Raw genomic sequence first — 18,402 nt, forward strand, 5'->3', positions numbered from 1 at the left:
CCGTGACAGCAGTCGGGGCCGATCTGACCTTGCGGCACCCGGTGGAACGCCTCTCGCTGGACAACGGGCTGCGGGTCGTCCTCGCGCCCGACCGCAGCGTGCCGGTCGTCGCCGTGACCGTCTTCTACGACGTGGGCATGCGCAACGAGCCGGAGGGCCGCACCGGGTTCGCCCACCTCTTCGAGCACGTGATGTTCCAGGGCTCGGCGCACGTGCCGAAGATGGAGCACGCCCGCCTGGTGCAGGCCGCCGGTGGCACGTTCAACGGCTCCACCCACCAGGACTACACGAACTACTACGAGGCGCTGCCGGCCGAGGCGCTCGAGCGCGCGCTGTTCCTCGAGGCCGACCGCATGGCGGCGCCGGCCATCACCGAGGAGAACCTCCGCAACCAGATCGACGTGGTGAAGGAGGAGATCCGGGTCAACGTGCTCAACCGCCCCTACGGCGCCTTCCCCTGGCTGCAGCTGCCGCAGATCGCGTTCGAGAGCTTCGCCAACACCCACGACGGCTACGGGTCCTTCGTCGACCTGGAGAGCTCCACGGTGGCCGACGCCACCGACTTCTTCTCCCGCTACTACGCACCCGGCAACGCGGTGCTGTGCATCGGCGGCGACCTCGACGTCGCGCAGACCGAGCGGCTGGTCCGCCGCTGGTTCGGCCCGGTCGAGGCCCGCGACGTGCCGCCCACGCCGCACACCGGCGAGCCCTCGCCGACGACGGTGCGCCGCGACGTCGTCGAGGACCGGCTGGCGCCGGCGCCCGCCGTGGCGCTCGGCTGGCGGGTGCCCGACCCGGTCGGAGACCTCGACACCTACCTCGGCACCGTGCTGCTCGCCGAGCTGCTCAGCGAGGGCGACGCCTCCCGCCTCGAGCGCCGGCTGGTGCACGACGACCGGCTGGCGGTGGCGCAGAGCAGCTACGTGGGCCTGTTCGGCGACCCGTTCGACGTCCGCGACGCCACGCTGCTCACCACCCAGGTGCACCACCCGGCGGCGGTCCCGGTCGACGACGTGCTCGCCGCCGTCCACGACGAGATCGGCCGGGTGGCCGGCGAGGGCGTGACGGCCGAGGAGCTGGCCCGGGTGCAGGCCCGCGCCGGCGCCCAGCTGCTGCGCCAGGCCGACTCCGTCCTCGGCCGCACGCTGGCGTTCGGCGCCGCCGAGCTCGTCCACGGCCGCGCCGAGCTCGCCGGGGAGCTGGCCGCCCGGCTCGCCGCGGTCACCCCCGACCAGGTGCAGGCCGCGGCGCGCGGACTCGATCCCGGCACCGCCGCCGTGCTGGAGCTGCGGGCCACCGGAGGTGCCCGGTGAGCGCGCCGGTCCTCGACCTGGACCTGATCCCCCCGCTGGGCGAGCCGCGTCCGCAGCCGGTCCCCGAGGTGGCGACGACGACGCTGCCGAGCGGGCTGGACGTCGTCGTCGTGCCGCGGCCCGGCGTCCCGCTGGTGGAGCTGCGGCTGCGGGTGCCCTTCGCCGCGGGCACCCCCCGCGGCGCCGCGCAGCACACCGCCCGCGCGTCGGTGCTCTCCGGCGCGGTCCTGCTCGGCACCGCCCAGCACGACGCCACCGGCATCGCCCAGGCACTGCAGGGCCACGGCGCCGAGCTGACCGTGGCCGCCGACCCCGACCGGCTGCTGTTCTCCACCACCCTGCTGGCCGAGGGCCTGGCCCCCGTGCTCGGTGTCCTGGCCGAGGTGCTCACCGCCGCCGCCTACCCGGCCGACCGGGTGGAGGCCGAGCGCGACCGGGTGGCCGAGCGCATCGCCATCGCCCGCTCCCAGCCCGGGGTCATCGCCCGGTCGGCGCTGGCCGCCCGCCGCTACGGCGCCCACCCCTACGCCGCCCAGCTGCCGGCACCGGAGCTGGTCGGCAAGGTCGGCGCCGCCGCGCTGCGCCGGCTGCACCGCGAGCGGGTGCTGCCGGCCGGCAGCACCCTGGTGCTCGTCGGCGACCTCGACGCCGCCGCGGCCACCGACGCCGTCGCCGCGGCGCTGGGGGAGTGGACCGGCGAGGGCACCGCCGTCGGTGCGCCACCGGCGCCCACGCTCGCGCCCGGGCACCTGGAGGTCGTCGACCGGCCGGGCGCGGTCCAGTCCAACATCCGCCTCGGCGGGCCGGCGCCGGGGCGCACCGACCCCGACCTGCCCGCCGTCCGGCTGGCCGGCATGGTCTTCGGCGGCTACTTCTCCTCACGGCTGGTGGAGAACATCCGGGAGCGGCGCGGCTACTCCTACAGCCCGCGCAGCGCCGTCGACCACCTGGCCGCGGCGTCGTCGTTCCTCGTCGAGGCCGACGTCGCCACCGAGGTGACCGGCCCGGCCTTCCTGGAGACCTGGGCCGAGCTGGGCCGCATGGCCCTCGCCCCGGTCACCGAGGCCGAGCTCGACGCCGCGCGCCGCTACGTCCTGGGCTCCATGGCGCTGTCCACGGCCACGCACGCCGGGCTGGCCAGCACGCTCTCGGCGCTGGCGGGGTCGGGGCTGTCGGCGGAGTGGCTGGCCGAGCACCAGCGCGCGCTCGCCGAGGTCACCGTGGACCAGGTGCAGGAGGCCGCCCGCCGGTACCTGGCGCCGGCCGCGCTGACCGGCGTCGTGGTCGGGGACGCCGAGCGGGTCACCGACGCGCTGCGCGCCCTCGGCCCGGTCGACGTCACCGCGAGCGCGGCGGCGGACCCGGCGTGAGCGTCCCGCCGGGCGGGAGCACGCCGGCCGACAACCCGCCGCCCGACGTCGTCCCGCGGGGGTCCTGGCCGGCCGGCACCCCGCGGACGACGGGCACCGTGCCGGTGCTGTCCCGTTCGGCGCACGACCGCGACCACCTCGGCCGCTCGCTGCCCGACCCCACCCGCGGCCGGCCGGTGCGGGTGCTCACCGTCGACGAGCGGCGCACCGTGCCGGTGGCCGAGGGTGCCGGCGGCCCGGCCCTGGTGTGGGACGAGCAGCCGGAGCTGCCGGTGGGCGCCGTCTACCTGGGCGAGGCCGACGGCACGCCGTACGCCGCGGTCCGCGGCGAGCGCGCGCTGACGGTCAACGGCCGCCCGGTCGACGTCTGGACCGGGCTGCGTGAGCTCGGCGCCGTCCTGGGCGACCTCGACGCCGGGCTGCTCGCCGAGGCCATCGGCATCCTCGAGTGGCACGAGCGGGCGCGGTTCAGCCCGCTGTCGGGGGCGCCGACGACCATCGAGCGGGCCGGCTGGGTGCAGCGCGACCCGGTCACCGGCACCGAGCTGTTCCCGCGCACCGACCCGGCGGTGATCATGCTGGTGCACGACGGCGGGGACCGCTGCGTGCTCGGCCGGCAGGCGGTCTGGCCGCCCGGGCGGTACTCGGTCCTCGCCGGGTTCGTCGAGCCGGGGGAGTCCGCCGAGGGCGCGGTGGCCCGCGAGGTGGCCGAGGAGGTCGGCCTCGCCGTCACCGACGTCCGCTACGTGAGCAGCCAGCCCTGGCCGTTCCCGCAGTCGCTGATGCTCGGGTTCGTCGCCCGCGCCGTGGGCGACGACACGCTGCGGCTGGACCCCACCGAGATCGAGGAGGCCCGCTGGTTCACCCGCGACGAGCTGCGCGCGGGCCGCGGTCCCGAGGCGCTGCCGCCGCCGGTCTCCATCGCCCGCCACCTCATCGACCGCTGGGTCGACGGGGAGCTCTGAGACGACGTCAGGCCCAGCGGCCCTGCAGCACGAGGGCGGGGTGCTCCGGCCGGTCGGCGAGCACGACGGCGTCGGCCAGCGCGGCCGGGTCGACCTCGTCGTCGTAGCGGTCGAACGCCGGCAGCTCCCAGGCCCGGTCCTCCGGCCAGCGCCGGCGCCGGGCGGCCGGGGCCACCCGCAGGTGGACGACGACGTCGAGGGCGAGCCCGGCGCCCTGCAGCAGCGCACCGGGCACCAGCAGCACCCCGCGCGGCGGCATCGCCTCGTAGCCGGCCCGGGCGGCGCGGTCGCGTGCGACGTCCCACAGTACCGGCAGGTACTCACCCGGACCGCCGGGACCGACCCGGTCGAGGACCTCGCGGGCGAGCGCGCCGGTGTCCACCCAGTCGGTGTAGCGCGCGTCGGGGTCGGTGCGGCCGTGCTCGAAGCGCAGCGACGCCGGCCGCAGGAACCCGGCGGCGGGGACGACGACCGCCGGGCGGCCCAGCGCCGGCAGCCGCGCGGCGACGTCACGCGCCAGCGTCTCCGGGTCGGCGACGTCGGGACCGTCGACGCCGACCCGCAGCGCGGACGCACCGGGGAGGGGCTCGGCGTCGGCGAGGAGGGCGGCCAGCCGGTCGGCCAGCGCGCGCGGGGTCAGTGGTTCCGGCGACCTCAGGGGCGGCCGTCCGCCGGGACCGAGGCGCCGGGGCGCACCGAGCCGCGCTCGACCCGCCGGGGCCCGGTCCGGCGGGGGACCGCGGCCAGCGCCGGGACGGCGTCGGCCGCCGGCTGCGGGGTGGGCTCGGTGAGCCGGTCGAGGGTGGCCATGACCTCGCGGGCGAGCTCGTGCACCGGCCGCCCGAGGGAGCGGGCCTGACCGCGCAGCACCTCGAAGGCCGACCGCGGCGCGGTGGCGTGCCGCTCGGCGAGCACGCCGATCGCCCGCTCGGTGACGACGCGGGCGGCAAGGGCGTGCTCGAGCTGGGCCACCGTCCGCTCCAGCGCGGCGATCCGGGCGTCGCGCGGGTCCTCGGCGTCGCCGTCGGCGGTCGTGCCGCGGGCGGCGCGGCGGGCGGCGCGGTCGGGCTCGGCCGGGCAGCCGAGCTCCTCGGCCACCAGGTCGGCCAGCGACAGGCCCTCGAGCAGGTCGTCGACGTCCTGGGCGCACCCGGGTGCGAACACCCGCCAGCCGCGTCCGGTGCGGGCCACGACCACCGACGGCGAGTCGGCCGCCTGGCCGGGTGCGGGGGAGGGCACGGAGTCCGAGGTCACGACAGCGGCTCCCGCGAGGTGTGCGGCCCGGTGGCCGGTGGTCGGGTGGGGGTCACGGTCGTGACCCGCGCGGCCACGATGATGCACCGCCACCGGCCGCGTCCTCGGCAGCACCCGCCGGTCAGGCCTCCGGCGACCGGTCCAGCTGCGACCTGACCTGGTCGATGCTGGGGTTGGTCAGCGCGGTGCCGTCGGCGAAGACCAGCGTGGGCACGGTGCGGTTGCCGCCGTTGGCCTGCATGACCAGGTCGGCCGCGGCGGCGTCGCGCTCGATGTCGACCTCGGCGAACGGGATGCCCTCGCGCTGCATCAGCTTCTTGAGCCGCACGCAGTACCCGCACCAGGTGGTGGTGTACATCGTCACGGCGGCGGGTGAGGCAGTCACTCGGGGTCCTCCAGGGGGTCGTCGGCTCGGGGAGCAGCGCTCCCCCGGTCAGGAACGCGTGCCGGCGGGCGGACCTTCCCGCGCGCGCCGGGGGTGTCCCGGCCCGGTGTCGGTACCGGCTGGGACACTCGGTGCTGCCCGCCCGCCCCGTTCCCCGAGGAGACCCCCCACATGCCGCGGACCGCCGACCTGCCCGGGTCCCCGGCCACCTCCGCCGGCGCCGAGGCGGTGCTGGCCGGCCTCGACGACGAGCAGCGCGAGGCGGCCTCGGCCGTCAGCGGCCCGGTCTGCATCCTCGCCGGTGCCGGCACGGGCAAGACCCGCACGATCACCCACCGCATCGCCTACGGCGTGCACGCCGGCGCGTTCGTGCCCGAGCAGGTGCTGGCGGTGACCTTCACCGCCCGCGCGGCGGGGGAGCTGCGGTCCCGGCTGGCCGGCCTCGGCGTCGGCGGGGTGCAGGCCCGCACCTTCCACGCCGCCGCCATGCGCCAGCTGCGCTACTTCGCCCCGCGCGTGCTCGGCGGTCCCATGCCGCCGCTGGTGGAGAACAAGCTGCGCCTGGTCGCCTCGGCGGCCACCCGCGCCCGGCTGAGCACCGACCGCACCAGCCTGCGCGACCTCGCCAGCGAGATCGAGTGGGCCAAGACCACCCTGGCCACCCCCGAGGACTACGCCAAGCGCGCGCAGGCCGCCGGCCGCGAGCCGCCGTTCGACGCCGCGACCGTCGCCCGGGTCTACGCCTCCTACGAGTCGGCCAAGCAGCGCGACGGCGTGCTCGACTTCGAGGACCTGCTGCTCGTCACCGCCTACGCCCTCGAGGAGCACCCCGAGGTCGCCCGGCAGGTGCGCGGCCAGTACCGGCACTTCGTCGTCGACGAGTACCAGGACGTCAACCCGCTGCAGCAGCGGCTGCTCGACGCGTGGCTGGGCGGCCGGGCCGACGTGTGCGTCGTCGGCGACCCCAACCAGACGATCTACTCCTTCACCGGCGCCGACCCCGACTACCTCCTGGGCTTCGCCGACCGCTTCCCCGACGCCGCGGTGGTCAAGCTCGAGCGCGACTACCGCTCGACGCCGCAGGTGGTGGGGCTGGCGAACAAGCTGATCGGGCAGGCGCCGGAGCGCAAGAGCGTCTTCCGGCTCAAGCTCCTCGGCCAGCGGGCCGAGGGCCCCGAGCCGCGCTTCCTGGAGCACCCCGACGAGCCCACCGAGGCCGCCGCCGTCGCCCGGGCCTGCCGGGCGATGATCGAGGCCGGGACGCCGGCGTCGGAGATCGCCGTGCTGTTCCGCATCAACGCGCAGTCGCAGGTCTACGAGTCCGCGCTGGCCGACGCCGGGGTGCCCTACGTGCTCAAGGGCGGGGAGCGGTTCTTCGAGCGGCCCGAGGTGCGCGAGGCCGTCGTCCTGCTGCGCGGCGCCGCGGCGGGCGGCAGTGAGCCGGGCGCCCTGGTGACCACCGTCCGCGACGTGCTGGCCTCCACCGGCTGGGTCGAGCACCGCCCGCCGCCGGGGGGAGCCGCGCGCGACCGCTGGCAGTCGCTGGCCGCCCTGGTCGACCTCGCCGTCGACCTCGTGGCCGAGGACCCGACCACCGACCTGCCGCGCTTCGTCGCCCACCTCGCCGAGCGGGCCGACGCCCAGCACGCGCCGACCGTCCAGGGCGTCACCCTGGCCTCGATGCACGCGGCGAAGGGCCTGGAGTGGGACGCGGTGTTCGTCGTCGGCCTGGTCGACGGCGTGCTGCCGATCGCGCAGTCGCTGTCGCGGCCCGACGCCGTCGAGGAGGAGCGGCGGCTGCTCTACGTCGCCGTCACCCGTGCCCGGGAGCAGCTGACGCTGTCGTGGTCGCTGGTCCGCAACCCCGGCGCCAAGCGGCCCCGCCCGCGCAGCCGCTTCCTCGACGGACTCGTCCCGGGGTCCACGCCCACCGCCCCGGCGCCGCCGCGGAAGGCGAAGAGGGCGAAGGTCGTCCTCGACGGCGAGGCCGGCGAGCTCTTCGAGCGGCTGCGCGCCTGGCGCAGCACCACCGCCCAGGCCGCCTCGGTGCCCGCCTACGTCGTCTTCACCGACGCCACGCTGCAGGCCATCGCGGAGGCCCGGCCGTCGAGCCTGCGCGAGCTCTCCGGGCTGCCCGGCGTCGGCGCCCGCAAGCTCGACCTCTACGGCGAGGACGTGCTGGCCACCGTCAGCGGCTGAGCGGTCACGGACCGTCCCGACGGGTCGGCCCGGGGGGAACACGCCCACCCGTCGGGCGACCCGCCCGTTAAATGCGTTGCGCCGCCCGCGCGACCTTCCCTACTGTCCTGACTGCGCCCGAGGGACCACCACGGGCGCGCCAGACCGAGCCCGGTGCGACAGCCGGGTTCCGACCCCGGGAGGAGAGGTTCCGATGATCGACACGCGCTTCGCTCTCGCCCCCGCCGGGGTCTCCGCCTGGGGCGCCCTCGACGTGCGTCCGGCCGGTACCGGCGCGGTTCCGACCGCTCGCCACCGGTACGCGGTCGTCCGTGTCCTGAAGCCGTCCGACCTGGCCGGCGGCGTCTGCACGGCGCCCGGCGCCCCGCTCCAGGGGACCGGTGTGCCCACCGTCGGCGGCACCGCCGCGCCGTTCGGCACCGACGTGATCGGCACCGAGGTCTTCGACACCGACATCTCCACGCAGCGCACCACCCTCGGGATCCACTCCCCGGGGAGACCGCAGAGCTAGCCGCTCGACCGGTCCTCCTCGAGGCCGCGGAACCCGAACCCGGGATCCGCGGCCTTCGTCTTTCTCCGCGGCACCCGGCCCCGACCACCCGGTCGGCGGGCCCCGCCGGCCGCGCAGACGACGAGTACGAGGAGGAGCGGCAGTGCTACAGACGATCGACCGCCCGACGTCCCACCGCCGAACCGGGCTCCCCCGGACCGGTGGCGCCACCCCGCGGACGCCGCACACGCCCCTGGCCCCGGCACCGGTGCGGCGACCGCTGCCGTGCCGCGGGACCGACGACCCGGACCTGTGGTTCGCCGAGAGCCCCGCGGCCCTCGAGCAGGCCAAGGTCCTGTGCGGCGACTGCCCGGTCCGCGACGCCTGCCTGGCCGGTGCGCTCGACCGCGGCGAGCCCTGGGGCGTCTGGGGCGGCGAGATCTTCGAGCGAGGTGTCGTCATCCCGCGCAAGCGACCGCGGGGTCGTCCCCGCAAGGTCGTCGCGGCGTGATGGAGGGCCCCGTCCTCCTCACCCCTCGCACGCTCGGGGTGAGCCTCGGGACGGGGCCGCGAGAAACCGGAAGAAGTTCCACCAGAGACCGTGAGGAACCGAGATGACCAGCTACGAGTACGACCTCGCCGTCACGCGGCTGACCGAGCTGCGTGCCGAGGCCGACGCCGCCGGCCGCCTGCGCCGGCTGCAGGCGGCCCGCCGCTGGGCCCGCCGCGCGGAGTACGCCAACCGGCGGGCCGCGCGGGCCAGCGCCGCGGTCCGCTGAACCCCCGACCCGTCCCGCCCGGGACGGGCCACCGCAGGGCACGGGTCCGTGCCCTCCCCGGTCGAGGCCGGGTCCCCGACGCTCCCGGTGCGTCGGGGACCCGGCCTCCTGTCCGTGCGGCTCAGCCGACGAAGCCGGGCAGCCACTCCTCGAGCACGCTGCGGTAGTCGGCGGCGGCGTCGAGCTGGCACAGCACGCCGATCGACCCGACGGTCACGCGGTGGATGAGCAGGTAGGCCGGCGGGAGGTTGAGCTGGCGCCCCAGCCGGCTGGCCTCGCTGCGGGGGTCGGCCAGGCGGGCGGCCTGCTCCTGCATCCACCGGCGGGTGAAGCGGAAGTTGTGGCTGACGATCGGCTCGAGCATCGGCCGCAGGTAGTCGAGCACCCCCGCCGCGTCGACCGCCACGCCCGGCCGGACGAAGCCCTCGGTGCGCAGGTCGGCGAGCACGTCCTCGGCCCGGCCCTCCAGCGCCCACCGCACCAGCCGGCCGATCGGCTCGGGCAGCCCGTCGGGCAGCCGGGCGGTGGCGCCGAAGTCGATGACGCCGAGCCGGTCGCCCTCGACGAGCCGGAAGTTGCCCGGGTGCGGGTCGGCGTGCAGCAGGCGGGCCCGGGAGGGCGCGGAGAAGTGCAGCACCGCCATCAGGTGGCCGGCCCGGTCCCGCTGCTCGGCGGTGCCCTCGGTGATCACCCGCGACAGCGGCAGGCCCTCGAGCCACTCGGACACGATCACCTTCGGCGCGCTGGCCACCACCCGCGGGACGACGATCTGCCCGTCACCGGCGTAGGCCGCCGCGAACTGCCGCTGCGCGTCGGCCTCCAGGCCGTAGTCGAGCTCCTCCATGACCCGCGCCCGCAGCTCGGCGATCAGCGGCTTGACGTCCAGCCCCGGGAACACCGCGGCGAACAGCCGGGCGAAGCGGGCCAGCTGGTTGAGGTCGGCCATGAGGGCGGTGCCCGCACCCGGGTACTGGATCTTGACGGCGACGTCGCGGCCGTCACGCCACGTGGCGCGGTGCACCTGGCCGATGCTGGCGGCGGCGGCCGGCTGGTCGTCGAACTCGCGGAAGCGGGTGCGCCAGGTCCCGCCGAGCTGCTGGGCGAGCACCGCGTGCACGGTGCGCACCGGCATCGGCGGTGCCTCCTCCTGCAGCTTCACCAGCGCCTCGCGGTAGGGGGCGGCCACCTCGTCGGGCACGGCCGCCTCGAACACCGACAGCGTCTGGCCGAGCTTCATCGCCCCGCCCTTGAGCTGACCGAGGACGGCGAACAGCTGCTCGGCGGTGCGCTGCTGCAGCTCCGCGCTCACCGCCTCGGACGACTGCCCCGACAGCCGCTTGCCGATGCCGAGCGTGGCGCGACCGGCGGCCCCCAGGGGGAGGGAGGCCAACCTCGCCGTGCGCGAGATCGAGCCCCGCGGGATCCCCCGTGCGTCGTCGCTCACCCACCCATTGTCCCCTGCGGGACCGACGGGCCGCTGACGGACGGCAGCCGCCCTCACCCGGGAGGGCGGGTGGCCGCGCCCGGTCCGGCGCAGCCGCAGCCCGGGTGCAGCGGCCAGGGGCGCAGCCGGGGCGCCAGGTCCGGCGGGCGCAGCTCCACCACCGCCGAGAGCGCGGCCGGGCTGCCGCTGCCGTCGAGGTAGGCCAGCGCCTGCTGCGCGGCGGCCAGCGCGGTGGCCCAGCAGGTGAGCGTCGACCCGCTCGGAGCGTCCGCGCCGCCGGTCAGCTGCGCGGCCAGCGCCGGCCACCGCGGGTCGGCGTCGCGGCGGTACAGGTCGGCGCAGCGCAGGCAGCTGGTGACGCCGGGGACCACCAGCGGCCCCACCACGCCGGTCTCGCCGCGGACCGTGGCGACGAGGTGGGCCACGCCGGTGTCCCGCAGGCCGGCGACGAGCGGGTCGGACGCCGACCACGGCCGGGACAGCACCACGAGATCGGGGGAGACGCCCTGCGGCAGGGGACGCAGGTCGGTGAGCGGGCTGGCGCGGCGGACGGCGTCGGCGGCGGCCGGTCCGCCCGGGCGCCCCTCGTCCTCGGCCGTCAGTCCGCCCACGACCGCGTCGGCCGCGCCGACGACGCCGTCGTCGTCCACGGCGACCCGGCCGACGCCGCTGGCCGCGAGCAGTGCCGCGAGCGGCACGCCCACCCGGGTGGCGCCGTGCACCACGACCGACGCCGCCCGCCGGGCGCGCCAGCGGGAGGCGCCCCGCCCGTCGCGTGCGGCCGGCAGCTCGGCGGCGGTGCGGGCCGTGGCGGCGGGGCCGGCGTCGGAGGCGAGCAGCTCGGCGGCGTCGAGGTCGAGGAGGGCCCCGGCGCCACGCAGCCCGTCGAGGAGGGCGCCGACCGGGACCGGGTCCAGGCCCGCGGCGGCGGCGTCGGCGAGGACGGCCCGCTGGGAGCGGCGACCGTCGAGCCCGCGCAGCAGCGTGGCCACGGCGGTCACGTCGGCCCCGGCGAGCACCGCGCCGTCGCCGTCGACACCGCCGACCTGCAGGGTGTCGGGCCCGCGGCGGAGCAGTGGCGTGCCGGGCGGCAGGAGCGGGTGGGCGGGATCGGGCACCGGCGCAGGGTGCCAGCCGGCGGCACGCGTCCGCTCCGGTTGTCCACAGCCCCGTCGAACGGCGACGGCGGCGCCCGCCGAGCGGACGCCGCCGTCGAGGCGGTGCGAGCGCCCTACGCCTTGCCGAGGATCCGGTTCATCTTGGTGCCGCAGACCGGGCAGGTGCCCTGGGCCATGCGGCGGCCGGACTCGCTGACCTTGACCTCGCCGTCGAAGTCCCGCTTCTCCTTGCACTTCACGCAGTAGCCGTTGTAGCTGTCCGCCACCGTGTCTCTCCCTCCGGCTGCTCGACCCCCGCTCCGGGCGCCGTCGCGGGGAACGCTACCCGGACCGCACGGTCCGCCCGCCGCGGCGGCCCGACCCCACCGGGGAGTCCACCCACAGCCTGTGGACAGGGCTGTGGGCAGTGTGGGGACCCGGCGGCGTGTCCCTGTGCGCAAGCGGGGGACGGCCTTCGGGGCCGAGCACCCGCCCGGTCCCGTCGCCGCGCCGTCACCTGCGGTGATGCCGCCGCGCGGCTGTGGACGGACGCCCTGCCGCAGGTGGCGACGGGCTGTCCACCGTCCGTGCGACTCGTACCCGAGTGGGTGGCGCCCCTGGGCGCGTCGACCCCGGCCGCTGGCTACGGTCCTGCTGTGCCCGGAACGACCCCCGACCCCTCGCCCGGCCCCGCGTCCGCGCCCGGGCCGGTCGAGGTCCGCCGCAGCGCCCGCCGACGCCGGACGGTGACCGCCTACCGCGAGTCCGGGCGCACGGTCGTGCTCATCCCGGCGGCGTTCACGCCGGCCGAGGAGCGGCGCTGGGTGGCGCAGATGGTGGCCAAGCTGCAGACCCGCGAGGAACGCCGGCGCCGGTCGATGGGCGGGGACGACGAGCTGATGGCCCGCGCCCGCACGCTGTCGCAGGCACACCTCGACGGCGCCGCGCGGCCGACCAGCGTCCGGTGGGTGGACAACCAGCAGCGCCGCTGGGGCTCGTGCACCCCGGCCGACGGCAGCATCCGACTGTCGAGCCGGCTGCGGTCCATGCCGACCTACGTCGTCGACTACGTGCTGGTCCACGAGCTGGCACACTTGCTCGAGGCCGGCCACGACGCCCGGTTCTGGGCACTGGTGGCCCGCTACCCCCGGGCCGAGCGCGCCCGCGGCTTCCTCGAGGGCATCGAGACCGCGCGGGCCGACGACGCCGAGCCCGCCGATCCGGACGAGGGCGACCTGGTCGACTAGGCCGGCGGTCGCGGCCCGAGTGGGCAGTCGTGGTCGGCGACCCGCGCCGACACGCCGTGCCGGGCAGCGACGACTGCCCACTCGGCGGGCGGGTGCCGTCAGCGGGTGGGGGTCTCCCCGTCGCCGTCGGTGCTGTCGGGGTGGGTGTCCCCGCCGCCGGTGTCCCCGCCGCCCGGCTCGTCGGCCTCGGCCGTGAGCCGCCGCAGCTCGTCGTCGGCACCCTGGCGGGCGACGAAGTCCAGCGGCTCGTCGAGGTCGTCGGAGGTGGGCAGCAGGTCGGGGTGCGACCACAGCCGGTCGCGCTCGGCGGCGCCGTACCGCTGCTCCATCGCGCCCCACACGGTGGCCGCGTCCCGCAGCCGGCGCGGCCGCAGCTGCAGGCCGACCAGGGTGGCGAAGGTCTGCTCGGCCGGGCCCCCGGAGGCGCGACGGCGGCGCATCGTCTCGGCCAGCGCCCCGTGCCCGGGCAGCCGCTCACCGGCCGCGGCCGCGACGACGGCGTCGACCCAGCCCTCGACCAGCGCCAGCAGCGTCTCCAGCCGGCGCAGCGCCATCTGCTGCTCGGGCGTCTCCTCCGGCTCGAGCAGCCCGCTGCCGAGGAGCTCCTGGATGGCCTCGGGGTTCGACGGGTCAAACCCGCCGCCCATCGACCCCATGGCGTCGTTGAGGCCCCGCTCGATGGCCTCGCGGTCGATGGTGATGCCGCGGGCGTAGGCGTGGACGGCGTCGTGCAGCTGCTGGCGCAGCCACGGCACGTGCGCGAACAACCGCAGCGACGCCGCCTCGCGCAGCGCGAGGAACAGCCGCACCTCGTCGGCGGGCCGGTCGAGCCCCTCGGCGAACGCGGCGACGTTCTGCGGCACGAGCACGCCGGAGCCGGCCGGGGCCAGCGGCAGCCCCACCTCGGTGCCGGTGAGGACCTCGCCGGCCAGCCGGCCCATCGCCTGGCCGACCTGGGCGCCGAACATCAGCCCCCCCATCCGGCCCATGATCCCGGCCAGCGGCCCGGCCATCGCCATGGCCTCCTGCGGCAGCGCGCTGGTCATCGCGGCGACGACCTTCTCCGCCAGCGGGTCGATGAGCGCCGTCCACGCCGGGAGCGTCTGCTCCACCCACTCCACCCGCGACCAGGCGACGGCGCGGTCGACACCGGAGGGCAGGTCGGTCACCTGGTCCAGCCACAGGTCGGCCAGCCGCAGCGCCTCGGTGACCGCCGCCTTCTCGGCCTCCGACGTCGGCTGGGTGCCGGTGGCCAGGGTGCTGATCGCGCCCTGCCGGGCCAGGTCCCAGTTCACCGGGCCGCCCGACCAGGTCATCAGCTTCTGCAGCTCGGCGAACAGCGGCATCTTGCCCAGCAGCTCCTCGGGCGTGCCGGCGCCCGCGCCACCGGCGCCGAAGAGGGCGCCGAAGCCGAAGGGGTCGTTCGAGCCGGGCTGGTCGCGTCGCTCGGGGTCGCGGTCGGGCAGCCCGAAGCCGAACGGCAGGTCGCTCATGGGCTCCACGGTAGACGCGTGATCACCCGGTCGCGGGCGGATCGGCACCCCGGCCGTCCGCTCTCGGCGGACGCTGCCAGCGCCACCACATACCCTGGCCGGTCGTGACCCGTCGGATCGCCGTCCTCGCCGTCGGTGTGGTGCTGCTGCTGGTCGCCGGTGTCCTCGGCGCGGCGCTGCCGGTGCCCTACGTGGCCCAGGTGCCCGGCCCCACCTTCAACACCCTCGGCGACATCGACGGCGACCCGGTCATCAGCGTCCGCGGCCGGGAGCGCAACGACGTCAGCGGCAACCTGAACCTGACCACGGTCGGTGTCGGACGGGCGGGCCTGAGCCTGGTCGAGGCCGTCCGCGGCTGGTTCGACGACGAGGTCAGCATCGTCCCGGAGGAGTCGGTGTACCCGCCGGACAAGACCGAGGACGAGATCGAGCAGGCCAACCGGCAGGCGTTCCTCACCTCGGAGGAGTCGGCCGAGGCCGCGGCGCTGGGGGAGCTGGGCTACCCGGTCAAGGTCGTCGTCCGCGGGGTGAGCGGCGAGGACTCGCCCTCGGAGGGGCTGCTGGAGGAGGGCGACGCCCTCGAGTCGGTGGCCGGACAGCCGACACCGGACTCCGCGACCCTCATGTCCGTCCTCACCGGGATCCCGGCCGGCACCGAGGTGGAGGTCGCCTACACCCGCCTCGGGCAGCCGGGCACCGCCACCGTGACGACGGCGGGCGCGCCGGACCGGGAGGGCTCGGTGCTCGGCATCGCGGTGCGCGAGCAGCCCTCGGCGCCCTTCGACGTGGACATCGACGTCGCCGACGTCGGCGGCCCCTCGGCCGGCCTGATGCTGACCCTGGGGATCCTCGACCTGGTGGGCGACACCGACCTCACCGAGGGCGCGGTCGTCGCCGGCAGCGGCACGATCCAGGCCGACGGCACGGTCGGCCCGATCGGCGGCATCCAGCTGAAGATGGTCGCCGCCGAGGACATCGGCGCCGAGCTGTTCCTCGTGCCGGCCGACAACTGCGCCGACGCGCTGGGCTCGCCGGCCACCGGGCTGACCCTGGCCCGTGTCAGCGACCTCGACGACGCCCTCACCGCCCTCGAGGACCTCCGCGCCGGCCGCACGCCCGCGGGGTGCTGAGCCTCCCGGCCGACGGCCCCGACACGGACACCCGTCCGTGGGGGAAGCTGTCGGGCAGCACGGGCCCCGCGGGAACCCGGTGCCGCGCCGGTCGTTGGTCGGGGCGGCACCTGCCTCACGACGGGCCCGTGCCGGCGTCGGCGACGACGTCCGTCCGACCGCACGCGGTCGCCCCACCGCGGCGTGGCACCTCCCGGGTGCGGCGCCGCACCTGCAACTGAAGGAGACCGCTCGTGGCCATGCGGCCCCCCGTGTCCGTGCCGACGTTGTCGCGGCGGGCGAAGGTCGTCATCGGGTCCATCGCCGTGCTGCTGGTGCTGTTCACGGCCATCGGCACCCTGACGAACGTCTACGTCGACTACCTCTGGTTCGACGAGACCGGGTTCACCGAGGTGTTCTGGACCGAGCTGCAGACCCGCGCGCTGCTGTTCGCCGTGGCCGGCGTGGCCACCGGCGGGCTCACCGCGCTGGCGGTGTACCTCGCCTACCGGTTCCGTCCCGCCTTCCGGCCGATGTCGCTGGAGCAGCAGAACCTGGAGCGCTACCGGCAGTCGCTGGAGCCGCGCCGCACCCTGGTGCTCACCGCCGTCGCCGTCGTGGTCGGCCTGTTCGCCGGCTTCACCGCGCAGGGCAGCTGGGAGACCTGGCTGACCTTCCGCAACGCGGTGCCCTTCGGGCGGGTGGACCCGCAGTTCGGCCTGGACCTGTCGTTCTTCGTCTTCGAGTACCCCTTCTACCGGCTGCTGCTGGGCTTCGCGTTCGCGATCGTCATCCTGGCGCTGATCGGCTCGCTGCTCACCCACTACGTCTTCGGCGGCCTGCGGCTGCAGACGCCGGGGCAGAAGCTCACCGGCGCGGCGATGGTGCAGCTGTCGGTGCTGCTGGGCCTGTTCGTGGCGCTCAAGGCGGTGGCCTACTGGTTCGACCGCTACGACCTCGTCTACTCCGACCGCGGTGAGCTCTTCAGCGGCGCGAGCTACACCGACGTCAACGCGCTGCTGCCGGCCAAGACGATCCTCGTGTTCGCCGCGGCGTTCTGCGCCGTCGCGTTCTTCGCCAACGTCGTCGTCCGCAACTTCCGGCTGCCGGCTGCCGCGCTGGTGCTGCTGCTGCTGTCGAGCCTGGTGATCGGCGTGGCCTACCCGGCGATCGTCCAGCAGTTCGTGGTGCGGCCCAGCGCCAACGAGCGCGAGGCCGACTACATCGAGCGGGCCATCGCCTCCACCCGCGACGCCTACGGGCTCACCGAGGTCGACTACGTCGACTTCGCCGAGGAGAACACCGGCGACGAGGTCGACACCGACGCCGCCCTGGCCGAGCTGCGCGCCGACGACGCCACCATCCCCAACGCCCGGCTGCTCGACCCCAACGTGCTGGCCGGCACGTTCACCGCGCGCCAGCAGATCCGCAACGTGTACGGCTTCCCCGAGAAGCTCGACATCGACCGGTACACCATCGACGGGGAGACCCGCGACTACGTCGTCGCCGTCCGCGAGCTCGACAGCAACAGCCTCTCGGAGAACCAGGACACCTGGATCAACCGGCACACGGTCTACACGCACGGCAACGGCTTCGTGGCCGCGCCGGCCAACCAGGTCGTCACCGGCCAGGAGGGCGGCGAGCCGAACTTCACCAGCCGTGACCTGCCGACCGTCGGCGACATCGACGTCGACCAGGCGCGCATCTACTACGGCGAGCTGATCGAGGACTACTCGGTGGTCGGCGCGCCGGAGGACGCGACCCCGCGCGAGTTCGACCGGCCCGAGGACGGCTCCGACGGCGAGGTCAACAACACCTACGACGGCGAGGGCGGCGTCGCGATCGGCAGCTTCTTCCGGCAGCTGACCTTCGCGATCTACTACCGCGAGCGCAACTTCCTGCTCTCCGGTGCGGTCAACGACGCCTCGAAGGTGCTCTACGTCCGTGACCCGCGCGAGCGGGTGGAGAAGGCCGCGCCGTTCCTCGAGGTCGACGGCGACCCGTACCCGGCGGTGATCGACGGCCGGGTCGTGTGGATCCTCGACGGCTACACGACGTCGGACGCCTACCCCTACTCCGAGCGGATGGAGCTGGGCGAGGCCGCGACCGACGCGCTCACCGGCACCGGCACGGCCGCGCTGCCCAACGAGCAGTTCAACTACATCCGCAACTCGGTCAAGGCCACCGTCGACGCCTACGACGGCACCGTGCGGCTCTACGAGTGGGACGAGCAGGACCCGGTCCTCAAGGCCTACACGGCGGCGTTCCCGGGTGTCATCGAGCCGCGGGACTCGATGAGCCAGGAGCTCGTCGAGCACGTCCGGTACCCCGAGGACCTGTTCAAGCTGCAGCGGGACATCCTCACCCGGTACCACGTGAGCAACCCGAGCGACTTCTACAGCCAGAACGACCGGTGGGCGGTGCCGGCCGACCCGACGCAGTCGCAGGAGGCGACGGCGGCCGACGAGGCACAGCCGCCGTACTACATCCTCGCTGCGCGGCCCGACGAGCCGGACGCGACGTTCCAGCTGACCAGCGCGCTGAACGCGTTCCGCCGGCAGAACCTCTCGGCGTTCATCTCCGCCTCCAGTGACCCGGACACCTACGGGCAGATCCAGGTGCTGCGGCTGCCGGGCAACACCCCGTTCCGCGGGCCGCAGCAGGTGCAGCAGTCGTTCAACACCAACGACGAGGTCGCGCGTGACCTGACGCTGTTCAACAGCGAGGACTCGCAGGCGGTGTTCGGCAACCTGCTCACCCTGCCCATCGGCGCGAACGGCCTGCTCTACGTGCAGCCGCTCTACGTCGAGGGCACCGGGGAGAACTCCTTCCCGCTGCTGCGCAAGGTGCTGGTCAACTACGGCGGGCGGGTCGGCTACGCCGACACCCTCTCCGACGCCCTGGACCAGGTCTTCGGCGCCGGTGCGGGTGACACCGCCACCGACTCCGACGACGCCGGGACCACCCCGGACACGCAGGAGCCGGCGACGCCGACCGAGCCCGCCGAGCCCACGACGCCGGCGGAGCCGACCACGCCGCCGGCCGACGGCGGCGCGACGACGCCGGAGCTCGACCAGGCGGTGCGCGACGTCGACGCGGCGCTGCAGCGTCTCGAGGACGCCCAGCGCAACGGCGACTTCGCCGCGCAGGGGCAGGCGCTGGCCGACCTGCAGGCGGCGGTGCAGGCGTACGAGGCCGCCCGGGCCGCGGCGGGCGGCGCGGCGGCGACGCCGACGGGCTGAGCGCAGGCGGGGGTG

17 protein-coding genes are annotated in these 18,402 nt (G+C 75.9%); 10 read left to right on the forward strand and 7 right to left on the reverse strand.

What is annotated here, in order from left to right; translation table 11 throughout:
- Positions 1-2: 2 nt before the first annotated feature.
- The 3 genes from CHC04_RS02585 to nudC are packed head-to-tail and all read left to right on the forward strand — an operon-like array spanning position 3 to position 3,648.
- Complete coding sequence (locus CHC04_RS02585) at positions 3-1,313, forward strand: M16 family metallopeptidase (protein WP_089402300.1); 1,311 nt, start codon at positions 3-5, stop codon at positions 1,311-1,313.
- Entirely contained in the window at positions 1,310-2,683 is a 1,374-nt protein-coding gene (locus CHC04_RS02590; protein WP_089402301.1) for a M16 family metallopeptidase, read from the forward strand. The genes CHC04_RS02585 and CHC04_RS02590 overlap by 4 nt, the downstream gene beginning before the upstream one ends.
- Entirely contained in the window at positions 2,680-3,648 is a 969-nt protein-coding gene (gene nudC, locus CHC04_RS02595) for an NAD(+) diphosphatase (protein ID WP_089402302.1), read from the forward strand. Before CHC04_RS02590 ends, nudC begins: the two co-directional genes overlap by 4 nt.
- Positions 3,649-3,655: 7 nt before the next feature.
- On the opposite strand, the gene CHC04_RS24715 is transcribed toward nudC, so the two are convergent.
- The 3 genes from CHC04_RS24715 to CHC04_RS02610 form a co-directional block, all read right to left on the reverse strand.
- Positions 3,656-4,030, reverse strand: a complete 375-nt coding sequence (locus CHC04_RS24715) for a nucleoside/nucleotide kinase family protein (RefSeq protein WP_245816934.1) — start codon at positions 4,028-4,030, stop codon at positions 3,656-3,658.
- Between the two features lie 272 nt (positions 4,031-4,302).
- Positions 4,303-4,902 (reverse strand): ANTAR domain-containing protein, encoded by a 600-nt coding sequence (locus CHC04_RS02605; RefSeq protein ID WP_089402303.1) that lies wholly within the window; start codon positions 4,900-4,902, stop codon positions 4,303-4,305.
- 121 nt (positions 4,903-5,023) lie between these two features.
- A complete protein-coding gene (locus CHC04_RS02610) occupies positions 5,024-5,287 on the reverse strand; it encodes a mycoredoxin (RefSeq protein WP_217897135.1) in 264 nt (87 codons plus the stop codon).
- A 171-nt stretch (positions 5,288-5,458) separates the two neighbouring features.
- On the opposite strand from CHC04_RS02610, the gene CHC04_RS02615 reads away from it, so the two are divergent.
- From CHC04_RS02615 to CHC04_RS23860, 4 genes are all read left to right on the forward strand, one after another.
- On the forward strand, positions 5,459-7,486 hold the full coding sequence (locus CHC04_RS02615; protein ID WP_089402305.1) for an ATP-dependent helicase: 2,028 nt from the start codon (positions 5,459-5,461) through the stop codon (positions 7,484-7,486).
- Positions 7,487-7,679: 193 nt separating this feature from the next.
- Complete coding sequence (locus CHC04_RS02620; protein ID WP_089402306.1) at positions 7,680-7,997, forward strand: hypothetical protein; 318 nt, start codon at positions 7,680-7,682, stop codon at positions 7,995-7,997.
- 247 nt (positions 7,998-8,244) lie between these two features.
- Entirely contained in the window at positions 8,245-8,487 is a 243-nt protein-coding gene (locus CHC04_RS02625) for a WhiB family transcriptional regulator (protein ID WP_281252181.1), read from the forward strand.
- 103 nt (positions 8,488-8,590) lie between these two features.
- Positions 8,591-8,755 carry a hypothetical protein gene (locus CHC04_RS23860; RefSeq protein WP_176449797.1) on the forward strand — a complete coding sequence of 55 codons (165 nt, stop codon included), beginning with the start codon at positions 8,591-8,593 and terminating at the stop codon, positions 8,753-8,755.
- 121 nt (positions 8,756-8,876) lie between these two features.
- On the opposite strand, the gene CHC04_RS02630 is transcribed toward CHC04_RS23860, so the two are convergent.
- From CHC04_RS02630 to CHC04_RS23865, 3 genes are all read right to left on the reverse strand, one after another.
- Complete coding sequence (locus CHC04_RS02630; RefSeq protein ID WP_217897136.1) at positions 8,877-10,199, reverse strand: ABC1 kinase family protein; 1,323 nt, start codon at positions 10,197-10,199, stop codon at positions 8,877-8,879.
- A gap of 53 nt (positions 10,200-10,252) precedes the next feature.
- Positions 10,253-11,317, reverse strand: a complete 1,065-nt coding sequence (locus CHC04_RS02635) for a ThiF family adenylyltransferase (RefSeq protein ID WP_089402308.1) — start codon at positions 11,315-11,317, stop codon at positions 10,253-10,255.
- Between the two features lie 113 nt (positions 11,318-11,430).
- Positions 11,431-11,583, reverse strand: a complete 153-nt coding sequence (locus CHC04_RS23865) for a DUF5679 domain-containing protein (RefSeq protein WP_176449798.1) — start codon at positions 11,581-11,583, stop codon at positions 11,431-11,433.
- 369 nt (positions 11,584-11,952) lie between these two features.
- On the opposite strand from CHC04_RS23865, the gene CHC04_RS02640 reads away from it, so the two are divergent.
- Positions 11,953-12,543, forward strand: coding sequence for a M48 metallopeptidase family protein (locus CHC04_RS02640; RefSeq protein ID WP_089402309.1), 591 nt, complete (start codon positions 11,953-11,955; stop codon positions 12,541-12,543).
- A 98-nt stretch (positions 12,544-12,641) separates the two neighbouring features.
- Here CHC04_RS02640 and CHC04_RS02645 read toward each other — a convergent pair whose 3' ends face one another.
- Complete coding sequence (locus CHC04_RS02645) at positions 12,642-14,036, reverse strand: zinc-dependent metalloprotease (protein ID WP_089402310.1); 1,395 nt, start codon at positions 14,034-14,036, stop codon at positions 12,642-12,644.
- 104 nt (positions 14,037-14,140) lie between these two features.
- On the opposite strand from CHC04_RS02645, the gene CHC04_RS02650 reads away from it, so the two are divergent.
- Together CHC04_RS02650 and CHC04_RS02655 are read left to right on the forward strand one after the other, a co-directional pair.
- On the forward strand, positions 14,141-15,166 hold the full coding sequence (locus CHC04_RS02650; protein WP_176449799.1) for a YlbL family protein: 1,026 nt from the start codon (positions 14,141-14,143) through the stop codon (positions 15,164-15,166).
- A gap of 239 nt (positions 15,167-15,405) precedes the next feature.
- Positions 15,406-18,387, forward strand: a complete 2,982-nt coding sequence (locus CHC04_RS02655; protein WP_245816973.1) for a UPF0182 family membrane protein — start codon at positions 15,406-15,408, stop codon at positions 18,385-18,387.
- Positions 18,388-18,402: the final 15 nt, after the last annotated feature.

Source organism: Geodermatophilus saharensis, from assembly GCF_900188205.1.
Classification (GTDB): Bacteria; Actinomycetota; Actinomycetes; order Mycobacteriales; family Geodermatophilaceae; genus Geodermatophilus; species Geodermatophilus saharensis.